12 protein-coding genes, 1 tRNA gene and 1 pseudogene are annotated in these 13,731 nt (G+C 65.3%); 2 read left to right on the forward strand and 12 right to left on the reverse strand.

What is annotated here, in order from left to right; genetic code table 11:
- The first annotated feature begins 63 nt into the window (after positions 1-63).
- Together EN955_RS08945 and EN955_RS08950 are read left to right on the forward strand one after the other, a co-directional pair.
- Complete coding sequence (locus EN955_RS08945; RefSeq protein WP_050580425.1) at positions 64-2,052, forward strand: transcriptional regulator; 1,989 nt, start codon at positions 64-66, stop codon at positions 2,050-2,052.
- A 129-nt stretch (positions 2,053-2,181) separates the two neighbouring features.
- Positions 2,182-2,361 (forward strand): hypothetical protein, encoded by a 180-nt coding sequence (locus EN955_RS08950; RefSeq protein WP_023814179.1) that lies wholly within the window; start codon positions 2,182-2,184, stop codon positions 2,359-2,361.
- A gap of 120 nt (positions 2,362-2,481) precedes the next feature.
- On the opposite strand, the gene EN955_RS08955 is transcribed toward EN955_RS08950, so the two are convergent.
- From EN955_RS08955 to EN955_RS09010, 12 genes and pseudogenes are all read right to left on the reverse strand, one after another.
- On the reverse strand, positions 2,482-3,045 hold the full coding sequence (locus EN955_RS08955; protein WP_013528613.1) for a cytochrome b: 564 nt from the start codon (positions 3,043-3,045) through the stop codon (positions 2,482-2,484).
- Positions 3,046-3,241: 196 nt separating this feature from the next.
- Positions 3,242-3,550, reverse strand: a complete 309-nt coding sequence (locus EN955_RS08960) for a UBP-type zinc finger domain-containing protein (protein ID WP_024502173.1) — start codon at positions 3,548-3,550, stop codon at positions 3,242-3,244.
- Positions 3,547-5,231 (reverse strand): annotated as a pseudogene (locus EN955_RS08965) (FAD-dependent oxidoreductase). Before EN955_RS08965 ends, EN955_RS08960 begins: the two are co-directional and overlap by 4 nt.
- Positions 5,232-5,381: 150 nt before the next feature.
- Positions 5,382-5,466, reverse strand: a tRNA-Leu gene (locus tag EN955_RS08970).
- Positions 5,467-5,539: 73 nt separating this feature from the next.
- Entirely contained in the window at positions 5,540-6,160 is a 621-nt protein-coding gene (locus EN955_RS08975) for a 2,3-bisphosphoglycerate-dependent phosphoglycerate mutase (protein WP_013528615.1), read from the reverse strand.
- A gap of 33 nt (positions 6,161-6,193) precedes the next feature.
- Positions 6,194-7,036: a 4-hydroxy-tetrahydrodipicolinate reductase gene (gene dapB / locus EN955_RS08980; RefSeq protein WP_024502174.1), complete on the reverse strand. Its 843-nt coding sequence runs from the start codon at positions 7,034-7,036 to the stop codon at positions 6,194-6,196.
- Positions 7,033-8,904, reverse strand: a complete 1,872-nt coding sequence (locus EN955_RS08985; RefSeq protein ID WP_024502175.1) for an ABC transporter ATP-binding protein — start codon at positions 8,902-8,904, stop codon at positions 7,033-7,035. Before EN955_RS08985 ends, dapB begins: the two co-directional genes overlap by 4 nt.
- Positions 8,905-8,982: 78 nt before the next feature.
- Complete coding sequence (locus tag EN955_RS08990; protein WP_024502176.1) at positions 8,983-10,029, reverse strand: glucokinase; 1,047 nt, start codon at positions 10,027-10,029, stop codon at positions 8,983-8,985.
- Positions 10,030-10,215: 186 nt separating this feature from the next.
- On the reverse strand, positions 10,216-11,304 hold the full coding sequence (gene mepA, locus EN955_RS08995; protein ID WP_024502177.1) for a penicillin-insensitive murein endopeptidase: 1,089 nt from the start codon (positions 11,302-11,304) through the stop codon (positions 10,216-10,218).
- Positions 11,305-11,453: 149 nt separating this feature from the next.
- Positions 11,454-12,353: an SDR family oxidoreductase gene (locus tag EN955_RS09000; RefSeq protein WP_024502178.1), complete on the reverse strand. Its 900-nt coding sequence runs from the start codon at positions 12,351-12,353 to the stop codon at positions 11,454-11,456.
- Positions 12,350-13,504, reverse strand: coding sequence for a tRNA epoxyqueuosine(34) reductase QueG (gene queG / locus EN955_RS09005; protein WP_024502179.1), 1,155 nt, complete (start codon positions 13,502-13,504; stop codon positions 12,350-12,352). The genes EN955_RS09000 and queG overlap by 4 nt, the downstream gene beginning before the upstream one ends.
- The coding region (locus tag EN955_RS09010; protein ID WP_206523750.1) for a glutathione binding-like protein at positions 13,485-13,731 on the reverse strand (247 nt) is incomplete at its 5' end. The genes EN955_RS09010 and queG, both read right to left, overlap by 20 nt.

A 13,731-nucleotide genomic window follows, 5' to 3' on the forward strand; every position in this document is an offset into this window, starting at 1 on the left:
GCCAGCGTGGGAGCAGGCGTGGAAACGCACGTGGAATCCACTCGATCGAGGCCGGACGGCGACATGCCGGTCCTTTCCGTGCGCCTGCTCGGACCGCTGATGATCTCCCGCGACGGCGCTCCGGTTGCCCTGCCCACGTCACGCAAGCTGCGCGCGCTGCTCGCCTATCTGGCGCTGGCGCCGCATCCGGTCAGCCGCAGTCGCCTGTGCGAGTTGTTGTGGGATGTGCCGAACGACCCAAGGGGCGAACTGCGCTGGTGCCTGAGCAAGCTGCGCGGCGCGCTTGACATGCCGGCCCGGCGCCGGGTCTCCACCCAAGGCGATACGGTCGCACTCGATCTCGACGATTGCCTGGTCGATGTGCTGGAGGTCAGCCGCGCCGCCGCGCAAGGGATCGGCACGCTTGACGTCGAGCGCTTGCGCGTGCTGGCCGGACTGTTTGCCGGCGATTTCCTCGACGGGCTGGAGCTCGAGCGCAGCCCGCATTTCAACAGCTGGCTGATCGCGCAGCGCCGCCGCTTCAGCGCTTGCCATGCCGCCGTGCTGGAACGCCTTGTCGCGAGCCTGCCGGCTTATAGTGACGAGGCGATCGCCCATCTCGACACATGGGTGGAACTGGCGCCGTTCGACACGTGCGGACATCTGGCGTTGCTGTCCAATCTGGCCGGGCGCGGCGAGGTCGGCGCGGCCGAAGAGCATCTGGCCGCGGCGGAACGATTGTTTCGGTCGGAGGAGCTCGATTTCGCACCGCTTCGCGCGGCCTGGCGGGCGATCCGTGACCGACAGTCGGGCACCTCGCTTCGAACGGCCTGCCTGTCCACGCTATCGCCACTGGTGGCCACCATGCCCACCGCACCCGGCCCGGTCGAGCCCAGCCACGCTTCGCTGGCGGTGATGCCGTTTGTCGAGGAGAGCGGCGGCACGCGCGGCGGATTGGCCGACGGTTTCACCCACGACATCATCACCCGCCTGGCCAAGCTCAGGGATTTCTTCGTCATCGCGCGTGGATCGGTGTTTGCGCTGGCAGAGCAGAACATCGCGCCCGAGGATGCCGGCCGCCGGCTGAATGTCGACTATGTCGCCACCGGCACGGTGCGCAGCCCGTCCGGCCGCCTCATCGTCAGCGTCGAGCTGATCGAGGTGCGCAGCGCCAGGATCGTCTGGGCCGAGACCTTCGAGCGCAGGCCCGATGACATCTTTTCCGTGCTCGACGACATCGGCAACAGCATCGTCTCCTCGATCTCGGCCGAGATCGAAACGGTCGAGCGCAACCGCGCCATGCTGAAGGCGCCCAGCTCGCTCAACGCCTGGGAGGCGTACCATCGCGGCCTCTGGCACATGTACCGCTTCACCCAGGCCGAAAACGAGCAGGCGCGGCATTTCTTTGCCCAGGCCTTGCAGCTCGACCCGACCTTCGCCCGTGCCTATGCCGGCCTGTCCTTCACCCACTGGCAGAACGCCTTCCAGCGCTGGGGCGATCGCGACCGCGAAAGCGCGCTGGCCTTCGAGAGCGCCGGCCACAGCCTGCTGGTCGACGACCACAATCCGGCCGCCCATTGGGCGATGGGCCGGGCGCTGTGGCTGCGCAGCGAGCAGGACGGCTCGCTGCTCGAACTCGAGCGGGCGGTCGATCTCAGCCCCAACTTCGCGCTCGGCCACTACGCTTTGTCCTTCGTGCATTCGCAGTCGGGCGACCCGCGAGCGGCGATAGGCTCTTCCGATCATTCGCGCCATCTCAGCCCGTTCGACCCGCTGCTGTTCGGCATGCTGGGCGCACGCGCCATGGCGCATGTCCGGCTCGGCCAGTTTGAGGAGGCGGCCGAATGGGCGCTGAAGGCGGCGGCGCGGCCCAACGCCCACGCCATCATACTGGCGATCGCCGCGCACTGCCTGGCGCTGGCCGGACGGCTCGACGAGGCGCGCGGCTTCGCCGCCGCCATCCGCAAGACAAGGCCGGACTATTGCGCCGACGATTTCATCGGCACCTTCCGCTTCGAACCGGATGCCGTAGCGCTGTTCCGGCAGGGCGCCAGCCGCATCGGGCTCAACTGAAGCCTGGATCGCCATCTTGGGGATCGCGTGGGAATTTCGCCTCAAATCCGCCGGGTTAACGAAGTCGGAAGGAGTTGTTTAACCGTTAGCTTCTATGTCACGGCCCGGGGGGCCGACAAAGTGAGTATGATGAGCAACAGCCCCGACAAGCGCAATGAATGGCGCGCCATATTTTACGTGCAGGCTCGCGTTGCCATCCTGTTTGTCCCGGTGGTTGCCAGCCTGCTGATCATAGCGGCGCTTGCCGGAAACGAACGCAAGTCGGTTCCCAGCATGATCGACCCGACCGTCACCGGCTCCGTGCGGTAGGCGCTATCGGTCGGCGTTAGCCCTCTCGGGGAGAGCGCCTTCTGAAGAAAAAGAAGGTCGAAGGAAAGGCCCTCCCGATCAACGAGGGAAGGCGCTATGCGCTTTTCCTGGGAAACCACTTCACACTTTCCCGGACTTGCTCCAGGAGAGCGTGCTTTCCGGCAGCATTCGCTTGAGCACGTCGTCCTTGCGGATGAAATGATGCCATAGCGCCGCGGCCGCGTGCACTCCGGCGAGGATGAGGATCGAATTGGCGCACAGGCTGTGCAGTTCCCTGATGAACCGGGCCGTGTCGCGGTCGGGCGATACCGGGGCCGGGATGGTGAAGAGGCCGAAGAAGCTCAAGGCGTCGCCCCTATACCAAGTCAGCAGGATGCCGAGAGCCGGAATGGTCACCAGCAGCGCATAGAGCAGCAGATGCGCGATCTTGGCCGCCCATCGTTCAAGCTCCGACATTTCCGTCTGCAGCCCTGGCGTTCCCAGTATCAGGCGCAGGCCGACGCGGATGACGACCAGCGCAACCAACAGCAGCCCGAACGAAATATGGAACCACCAGACGAGCGCGCGGCCGGGATCGCCGCGCGGAAAAAGTTCTTCCACATAGGTCAAGCCATAAAGGCCGATGACCAGCAGAAACACCGCCCAGTGAATGGCTTTTTGTGCGCTTGTATAGGTGGGGTGCATGCGAGCCTTCCAGTTTTGAATGTTTCTAAACTAGCCGCGATCATGTCAAAGCTTTGTCGGGCTCGGATGATCGTGAGCTGGCAGGACACTGGAACGGGTAAGCTGTCAGTTTGCGGACAGTCGGGCATCGAGCGCGTAATGCTGGACAAAGAAAAGCCCGGGCGAACCGGGCTCTTCTTCGGCGTCTCCAGGGCGCTCAAACAAAGCGCGGGATCGGACTGTTCTGCGGGGTCACATCGTCGCCGAGGTCGACAAACACCTCGTCGACATAGCACCATGCCCAGCCTTCGGGCGGATCGTAGCCCTCGATGATCGGATGCTTGGTGGCGTGGAAATGCTTGGTGGCGTGGCGGTTGGGCGAGTCGTCGCAGCAGCCGACATGGCCGCAGGTACGGCACAGCCGCAGATGCACCCATTGCGACCCGCTCTTCAGGCATTCCTCGCAGCCGAGCGCGCTCGGCGTGACCTTCCTGATGTCGCGCGTATGTCTGCATTCATCCATCATGGTCTCCCGGCCATTTGAAATGTGTCGGCGTTGCCGCGCGCGAGGTAGGCATGCAGAGCCGCGACCACCTGGGCGCCTTCGCCGACAGCCGCGGCGACCCGTTTGACCGAGCCCGCACGGACATCGCCGATTGCGAACACGCCGCTGCGGCTCGTCTCCATCTGCGCCGATCCTATGTCCGATCCGGTGCGCACGAAACCCCTGGCGTCCAGCGCGACATCGCAGTTGGCCAGCCAATCGGTGTTCGGATCGGCGCCGATGAAGAGGAAGAGATGGCGGATCGGGCGCGTTGTTCCCGCGCCGCTGGCGCGGTTGCGCCAGCGCACGGTGGCAAGATTGCCGTCTTCGCCGTCCAGTGCCTCGATTTCGGTCCCGGTCAGCACCTCGATGTTCGGCTGCGCCCGGATGCGCTCTACCAGATAACGCGACATGCTGGCCTCGAGGCTGCCGCCGCGCGCCAGCAGCGCCACCTTCCGCGCATGACTGGCCAAGTAGACAGCCGCTTGCCCGGCCGAATTGCCGGCGCCGACCAGCGCCACTTCCTGGCCCGCGCAAAGCCGGCCTTCGATGGGCGACGCCCAATAGTGCACGGACGTCCCCTCGAACCGCGCCAGATCGGCGATGTCGAGGCGACGATAACGCGCGCCGCTGGCGATCACCACGCTGCGCGTGCGCACGGTCTCGCCGTCACCGACATCGAGCAGATAGCGGGCGCCTGACGTGTGGTGGCCGCGCTCAAAAGCTTCGCCTCGTCCGGGATGACCGTTTCAACACCGAATTTCTGCGCCTGGTTGTAGGCGCGCGCCATCAGCGCCATGCCGGTGATGCCGGTCGGGAAACCGAGATAGTTCTCGATGCGCGAGGAGGCGCCGGCCTGTCCGCCGAAGGCACGGCAATCGAGCACGATCGTCGACAGCCCTTCGGATGCCGCATAGACCGCCGCCGCCAGCCCTGCCGGGCCGGCGCCGACGATGGCCACGTCATACACCGTATCGGCATCGATCGGGCGCAACAGGCCGACGCAGCGGGCGAGGTCCTTTTCGCCGGGGTTCATCAGCAGCCTGCCGTTTGGACAGAGCACAATCGGCAGGTGGTGCGGATCGACCTCGAAGCGTTCTACCAGGGTTTTGGCGCAGGGATCGCTGTCGGAATCGAGCACGCGGTGCGGCTGGCCGCTGCGCGCCAGAAAACCCTGCAGCCGCAACACGTCGGCATTGTCCTGGGGTCCGATGATGATCGGCCCGCTGGTGGCGCTCTCCAAGAGCCCGACGCGGCGCAGGATCAGCGCCCGCATGATGCGCTCGCCGAGATTGGCCTCCTGCACCATCAGGTCGCGCAGCCGTTGCGAGGCGATGACGAACGCCTCCACCGGCTCGGCGGCCTGCGCATTCACCAGCGAGGGACGGGCCGAAAGCTGCGCCAGCTCACCGACAAAGCTGCCCGGGCCGTGCGTGACGATCGTCTCGCGCCGGCCGAGCCCGCCGTCCTGGGTGATGTCCACGCTACCCGACAGCACGACGATCAGGCCGGGCGCCACATCGCCGGCTTCGATGATGTGCTCGCCGGCTGCATAGGCGCTGGCCTCGCCGAACCGGCGCATGCGGTCGATGTCCACCTCGGCCAGCGTGGGGAACGCCTGGTCGCGGCGGGCACCGAAGATCGGGTTGGTGGATTGAGCCATGGTTTTGAGCGTAGCGAAGCGGCCGCGGAGTTTGAAGCGGTTTGTGAGGGGACTGGCCGGAAGGGGAGGTTGGCTGAAAAGAAAAAGCCCGGACGAACCGGGCTTTTTTCTCTAAGTTTCTGAACCGTCAAGTGGTTCGAAACGGGAATTTGGTGCCCAGAAGAGGACTCGAACCTCCACTCCTTGCGGAACACGGACCTGAACCGTGCGCGTCTACCAATTCCGCCATCTGGGCTGGTGCGGGCTCATGTAAGCGGGCAAGCGATGTGTGTCAACGCGCTTTTTTCGCGGTTGCTCCGTTCGCCGGCTCAGTCGTCCAGCACTTCCTTGGAAGCGACGGTGGAATCGGCGTTGAGCTGGTAGATGACCGGCACGCCGGTGCCGAGTTCCAGCTTGACGATCTCCTCGCCCGACTTGCCGTCGAGCGCCATGATCAGCGCGCGCAGGGAGTTGCCGTGCGCGGCGACCAGCACCGTGCCGCCGCGCAGCACATGCGGCTGCAAATCGTGCAGGTAATAGGGCCAGACGCGGGCGCCGGTGTCCTTCAGGCTTTCGCCGGCAGGCGGCGGCACGTCGTAGGAGCGGCGCCAGACATGCACCTGCTCCTCGCCCCATTTCTTGCGGGCGTCGTCCTTGTTGAGGCCGGAGAGGTCGCCATAGTCGCGCTCGTTGAGCGCCTGGTCGCGGATGGTCTTCAGGTCGCCCTGGCCGACCGCGTCGAGGATGTGCTGGCAGGTCTTTTGCGCCCGGATCAGCGCCGAGGTGAAGGCGATGTCGAATTTCAGGCCACGCGCCTTGAGCTTTTGCCCGGCGGCCTTGGCCTCGGCGTGGCCCTGTTCGGTCAGGTCGACGTCGCGCCAGCCGGTGAACAGGTTCTTCAAATTCCATTCGCTCTGGCCGTGGCGCACGAGCACGAGGGTTCGCGACATGTTTGCTCCTTCAGGTTTATGGATCAGGCCGGCTCAGCTGAGGCCGAGCACGTCCCGCATCGAATACAGTCCCGGCTTTTTGCCGCGCGCCCAAAGCGCCGCCTTGACGGCGCCGCGGGCGAAGATGGCGCGGTCCTCGGCGTGGTGCGACAGGGTGATGCGCTCGCCGGTTCCGGCCAGCATCACGCTGTGGTCGCCGACGACAGAGCCGCCGCGCAACGTGGCAAAGCCGATCGAGCCCGTCTTGCGCACCCCGGTGTGGCCGTCGCGGACGCGCACGTCGTTGCCTGAGAGCTCGATACCACGCCCGGCGGCGGCGGCTTCACCCAGCAGCAGCGCCGTGCCCGAAGGCGCGTCGACCTTGTGCTTGTGGTGCATTTCGAGGATCTCGATGTCGAAATCGTCGGCATCGAGCGCGCGCGCCGCCTGCTCGACCAGCACCGCCAGCAGATTGACGCCGAGGCTCATATTGCCCGACTTGACGATCGTCGCATGGCGCGCCGCCGCAGCGATCCTGGCATTGTCATCGGCCGAACAGCCGGTAGTGCCGATGACATGGACGATGCGCGCCTGCGCCGCGTAGCCGGCGAATTCGACCGTCGAAGCAGGCGTGGTGAAATCGAGCACACCGTCGGCCTTGGCGAACACCGGCAGCGGATCGTCGCTGATCGGCACGTTGATGATGCCGATGCCGGCCAGCTCGCCGGCATCCTTGCCCAGATGCGGCGAATCCGCCCGCTCGACCGCGCCGATGACCCGCGCGCCTGATATAGAGTGGATGGCGCGGATCAGCGTCTGGCCCATGCGGCCGGCGGCGCCTACCACCACCAGGCCCATATCATTTGCCGGTCCGTCGGTTGCGGGCGTGGCGCTCATGTCGTGCTCCCGGCGATGCTCTGCGTGTCGATGCCTTGTGACAGGCGTTGCGCCGAAGTCCGGATCGGCGCGCTGTCGTCGACAAGCCCCAGACCCTTGACGCCCTGGATGCGGTGGAAGCGGGCATAGACGCTGTGCGGATCGGCCATCAGCGAGGCGTGCGTGCCTTCCTCGACCAGCCGTCCCTGTTCCATGACGATGATGTGGTCGGCATTGACCACCGTTGACAGCCGGTGCGCGATGACGATGGTGGTGCGGCCTTCCATGACCTTTGTCAGCGCCTGCTGGACGCGAGCCTCGGCCTCGTTGTCGAGCGCCGATGTCGCTTCGTCGAGCAAAAGGATCGGTGCCTGCCGCACGATGGCCCGCGCGATCGAGACGCGCTGGCGCTGGCCGCCGGACAGCGTCACGCCATTCTCGCCGACTGGCGTGTCGTAGCCCTGCGGCTGCTGGCGAATGAAGTCGTCGGCCGCGGCTTGGCCCGCGGCCTGTTCGATCTCGGCATCGGTGGCGCTCAGCCGGCCGTAGCGGATATTGTCGCGGATAGTGCCTTCGAACAGATAGGGCTGCTGCGAGACATAGGCGATGGAACCGCGCAGCGACTGTTTGGTGACCTTCGAGATGTCCTGGCCGTCGATCTCGATCGACCCAGCCTCGACATCGTAGAAGCGCTGCAGCAGCGCCACCAATGTCGTCTTGCCGGCGCCCGAAGCGCCGACGATTGCCGTCACCTTGCCGGCCGCGGCGACGAAACTCAGATCCTGCAGCACCGGAGCCTCCTCGACATAGCGGAAGGAGACGTTGTTGAAACGCACTTCGCCGGAGGTGAATTTCGCCTCGGCGGCGCCTTGGGCGTCGCTCTGCTGCGGCTCGATGTCGAGAAGCTCGTAGATCATGCGCGCATTCACAAGCGCGCGTTCCATGCCGACCTGCATGCGCGCCAGACGGCGGGCCGGATCATAGGCGAGCGTCAGCGCGGTGATGAAGGAAAACACCGCGCCCGGCGGCTGGCCGAGAACGGTGGCCCGGTAGCCGGAATAGGCGATGACGCTGGCGAAGGCGATGCCGGCCAGCAGTTCGGAAACCGGCGTCAGCCGCTCGGAGACGCGAGCGATCTTGTTCGACCGCTGCTCGGCATCCTCGGCGAGCTGGCTGATCCGGCGCGACAGCTCGTCCTCCATGGTGAAGGCCTTGACGATGGCGATGCCTTGCGTGGCTTCCTGCATGGCGCCGATCAGCCGAGAGTTGATCTGCACCGATTCGCGCGTGATGCGGCGCACCCGGCGCATTAGATAGGTGACGGTCCAGATCAGCGGCGGCCCGATCAGCAGCGAACTCAAGGAGAGTATCGGATCCTGATAGATCATCACGCCGACCAGGCCGACCAGCGAGACGGCATCACGCGCGGTCGAGGTCACCGTCATCGACAACAGGTCGCGAATGCCGTTGACGTTCTCGTTGACCTGCGCGGCCAGCCGCCCGGACCTTGTGTCGTTGAAGAAGGAGACGCCAAGCTTCATCAGATGGTTGAAGATGCGCTGCTGATAGCGCGCCACCAGATTGTTGCCGATCCTGGCCATCGTCACCGCCTGGCCGTAGCCGGCAAGGCCGCGCAGGATGAAGGCACCGAGCAGTGCGGCGCAGATCCATGGGATCAGGTCGCCGCGTCGTTCGTAGAAGATCTGGTTGACGACCGGGCTCATGATCCAGGCGGCAAGCGCCGTCGTCGCCGACACGGTCAGCAGGCAGAGGATGGTGAAAACATACGCGCCCCGATAGTCGCGGCCATTTTCCTGGAGGATACGGCGGATGACCGCCACGATCTCTCCCGCACGGGGTTTCGACAAATTGGGGGGCTGAAATGTCAAATTGGAGCGCTTCGTAGATTTCCGCTTCCCGCGGCCGGGCAATTTGGCACCCCTCTTAACGCCAAGCAGCCAGCTTGCCTATGCCTCGGGGTGACTAACTTCGTCGCGCCAGCGCCGGCCCGAAGTCTGGACACCGAACAGCGAGGGGTTCCTGGCATAGGCGGCAAGGCCCAGAAGTGCGGCCAGCGGATGGGTAATGACATACACCGGCATGGTGCGCATCATCGCGCTGTGCGGCGCCTTGTCCTCGAAAGCGGCACGGAAATTGCCGGCTTTCAGCGCCGGCACGATCTTCTGCGCGATGCCACCGGTGAGAAACACGCCGCCGCGGCTCATGAACACCAGAGCAAGGTCGCCTGCCGTGCGCCCAAGGCAGGTGACGAAGGTCTCCAGCGCTTCCTCGGCAACAGGATCGGTTTTCGCAAGTGCCGCGGCAGTGATCTCGGCCGGCGTGGTGAAGGGCGACGGCTTGCCGTCCGCCTTGGCAACCGCCCGATAGACATTGACCAGACCGCGTCCGCACAGGATCTGCTCGCCCGAAATGCGGCCCTCCAGCTTCTCGATATGCGGAAAAACCTCGAAATCGCGGGCCGAGCGCGGACCGATGTCCATATGGCCGCCCTCGCCGGGCACCGGTATCCAGTGGTGCAGCGCATGGACCAGCCCGGCGACGCCGAGCCCGGTTCCGGGGCCGAGCACGACGCGGCCGGCATTGGGCTCCGGCGTGCCGCCGCCGATCTTTTCCATGTGCTCCTCGCCGAGCGCGACGACGGCCAGCGCCTGCGCCTCGAAATCGTTGAGCACGACGATGTCGCTCAGGCCGAGGCTGGCGAACATTTTTCTCGGCTTGACGATCCAGGGGCAGTTGGTCAGTTCGATCTCGTCGCCGTCGACCGGACCGGCCACCGCCAGCACCGCCGAATTGGGACGCACCGACGAGCGATCGAGCACGGCCGCCTGGATCGCCTCGTCGATGGTGTTGTAGTTCGCCGTCTGGACGATGGTCGGCTCGCCTGCCTCGGAATTGGCGTCGAGCACGACCGAAAAGCGCGCATTGGTGCCGCCGATGTCGCCGATAAGGATCGGAAACCGCAACAAAGTATCGTCGTCGCCTGTGCCTGGCATGCTCTCGTCCGTCTCCGGCGCCACCGACGGCATCTAGCCGTTCTTCCGTTGACTAGCGCATGGGTTTGAAAAGGGAAACGGTTTTCGACCCCGGTGGCGCGCTGAGGCCGGCTGTGCGGCCAAACCGCCACGGTTTCGCAAAAATGAGGTCCTGAACCGGTTGAGCCCGTCTATGAGCCGTGACCGTCAGTTTCCTGGCGGCCGCGGCCGCGGCAGCGGCACGCCGATCTCGGGGGTCGCCGTGAAGGCGTTCACCGTGCTTGGCAAGCCGGCGGCGGCCGGCGTGGCGGGCAATGACGGCGCTTCGGGTTCGGGTGCGGCAGCCGCGACCGGCACGCCGCCGCCGTGATAGGTCGCCGCCTCGGCGGAAACCGGCCCCGGCGCGTCGAGCACGGCGCGGCATTCGCTCGGCAGGTTCGCCATCGTCATCAGGTCGCGTGCCTTGGGCGCATCCGGGTTCTTGTTGGGCCGCCACGGCTCCTGCGTGAACCACCAGGCCAATGGCTTGCCGCAACCGTCATCGTCCGGCGTCGCTTCCTGCGCCTTGCAGCCGGGGGATCCCGGCTGACAGCCGATGCGCATGTGAAAATGATAGTCGTGGCCCCAAAACGGGCGGATCTTGCGCAGCCAGCCGCGGTCGCCCCTGACGGTGTCGCAGAGCTTCTTCTTGATGCCCGGATTGACCAGGATGCGCTCGACCTGGCTGTAGCTCGCCGCCCGCTTCAGAAGCCTTGTGTGTGCCGGCGTCCACAGCGCGTCCTTCACCAGATGGGTCTTCTCATCGACCATCAAGGTGGCGCTCATCGATTCGCGCTGCGCCATCGACAGCGGGCGGCTGGGCATCGGCGTCAGCCAGATGTCGGCGTCGAGCCCGATCTGGTGCGAGGCATGCCCGGTCATCATCGGGCCGCCGCGCGGCTGCGAAATGTCGCCGATCAGCAGGCCCGGCCAACCGTCGGCTGCCGCGTCGCGCGACAATTTCTCGATCACTGCGATCATAGCCGGATGGCCCCAGCGACGGTTGCGGGACGGCCGCATCACCTCCCAGGTCGGACCGTCCATGGGAATGGCGACGCCGCCGGCAAAACAGCCCTTGGAATAGAAGCCGATCGATTGCGCCGCGCTCGCGGCTGGCAGTTTCTTGGCGCCGAACAGGTCTTTTGCCCGTTCCTCGGCCGCGGCCGGCCGTACGGCTAGACCGGCAAGGACGAACAGGCCGAGAGCGGCCGCCAGCCTGAATTTTTTGCCGAGAGATGGCTGTATCGGTGTTTTCATGAAACCGGATCCCCACCAGGCCGAATCATAGCATGCAACGCGGAACGCTTCGATCGACAGAGCGGTTCACCGAAACGGTGAACCGCTCTGTCTCTGTTTTGACGCAATCCCGGACGGAGAACCGTGTCACACTTTTCCTGGAATTGCTTTTAGCGCTTCATCGGGCTGCGCGCCTCGCCGTCGCGCCAGTCGTCGCTCGCCCACATATGGTCGAAGGCGGCGCGGTAGTCTGGAAAGCGCAGGGAATAGCCCGCCGCCTTGATCGCCGCGTTGCCGACGCGCTTGTTCTCGCCATAGAAGGACCGCGCCATGGGCGAAAGTTGGGCGGCGTCGAAAGGAATCTCGGGCGGCGGCTCTATACCCATCAGCGAAGCGGCATAGGCGACGACATCCTGCGGCGGCGCCGGCAGATCGTCGGTGACGTTGAAGATGCCGCCTTTATTGCCTTGGATGAGCTGCCACAGGGAGCCTGCAATGTCGTCGCAATGGATGCGGTTGAACACTTGGTCCGGCTTGACCAGCCGCCTTGCGCTGCCGTTTTCCAGATTGAGCAGGGCATTGCGGCCCGGCCCGTAAATGCCGGAGAGTCGCAGGATCGCCACCGGCCGGCGAATCTCGCGGCCCAGCTCCAGCCAGTCCTGCTCTGCCGCCACCCGCATCATCGAACGCTTCGACACCGGCCGGCATTCAGCCGTTTCATCGACCCATGCGCCGTCATAATTGCCGTAAACCCCGACCGTAGAGAGATAGCCGATCCATTCCAGCAAAGGCATTTGAGCGATTGCCTCTCGCGCGGCACCCAGCACGGGATCGCCGGCCTCCTCCGGGGCGACCGAAATCAGCAGATGCGTTGTTTTCCGCAATGCATCGCCAATCTCATCCGTCAGCGCACCGTCGAACAACAGCGGGGCGATGCCGGCCTGCCGTAGCGTCTCGAATTTTTCCGGCGAGCGTGTCGTGCCGAAGATCGTCGCGGCGCCTTTGTTGGCCCGAGCAAAAGCCCTGCCCGAATAGCCGGCGCCGAAGATGAATATCTGCTTTTCGCTCATGCATTCGCCCTGGTTGGCCGCGCCAGACGCCATTCGTCGCGCACGGCTTCGTCGCTCTCGGTTTTCAGGCCGATGGCTGCCCTTTCTGAATATTCGGCGTTGGGCACCAGCCGCGCCAGCGCCCATATTGCCGCGCCCCGCACCAGCGGGGACGGATCGCCGAGCAGCGCAAGCACCGCGCCGGACAGCGACGCTTCGCCGGAATTGCCGGCGGCGATCAGCACGTTGCGGATGAACCGATCGCGGCCGATGCGTTTTATCGGCGAACCGGAGAAGAAAGCGCGGAAGGCCGCGTCATCGAGACCCAAAAGGTCGGGGAGCGGTGGTTCGCGCAGATCATCGCGCGCGGCGAGTTTTGCTTCCGAAGCCGCCCGGGCGAATTTGTTCCACGGGCAGGCGGCTAAACAGTCATCGCAGCCATAGATGCGGTTGCCGATCTTTTCGCGGAATTCGTGCGGAATCGGCCCCTTGTTCTCGATGGTGAGATAGGAAATGCAGCGCCGCGCATCGAGCCGGTAGGGCGCCGGAAAAGCATCGGTCGGGCATGCGTCGAGGCAGGCGCGGCAGGAGCCGCAATGGTCGATTTCGGCGCGGTCGGGCACCAGTTCAGCGGTGGTGAAGATGGTGCCGAGGAACAGCCAGGAGCCGTGCTCGCGGCTGACCAGATTGGTGTGTTTGCCTTGCCAGCCAAGCCCGGCGGCTTCGGCCAGCGGCTTTTCCATGACAGGTGCGGTGTCGACGAACACCTTCACGTCACCGCCGGCGCGGGCAACGAGCTTGCCGGCGATCTCCTTCAGCCGGCCTTTCATCACATCGTGATAGTCGCGGTTTTGCGCATAGACCGAGATCGCGCCGCGGTCGCGCTTGGCCAGCACTTCGCGAAGATCATGGTCGGGGCCGTAGTTCATCGCCAGCACGACGATCGAGCGTACCTGCGGCCAGAGGGCCGTTGGTTCACTGCGGCGTTGCAGCGTCTCGGCGATCCAGTCCATTGAGCCGTGAAAGCCATCGGCGACGAATTCGGCCAGGCGCGCCGGCGCCAGCGGGATCGCATCGGGGGAGGTGACGGCGACGGCATCGAAGCCGGCGCGCTGCGCCTCAGCGTCGATCAGCGCGCGCAGTTTTGCGGCGTCAGAAGTCGAGGTCCGCATAATGCGACACCGGTGACAGGCCGCGCACCCGGTCGGTCAAAAGCGGCCGGAAGGAAGGCCGCGACTTGACCCGCGTGTACCATTCGCGAGCAGCGCTGTGCTCGCGCCAGTCTATCTCGCCGAGATAATCGAGCACCGACAGCGTCGCCGCGGCCGCGAGATCGGCATAGGTGACCCTCGAGCCGGCCAGCCAATGGCGGGTGCCGGCCAGCCAGTTGGTGTATTTC

Origin of the sequence: Mesorhizobium sp. M7A.F.Ca.CA.001.04.2.1 (genome assembly GCF_003998485.1) — a bacterium.
Taxonomy (GTDB): Bacteria; Pseudomonadota; Alphaproteobacteria; order Rhizobiales; family Rhizobiaceae; genus Mesorhizobium; species Mesorhizobium ciceri.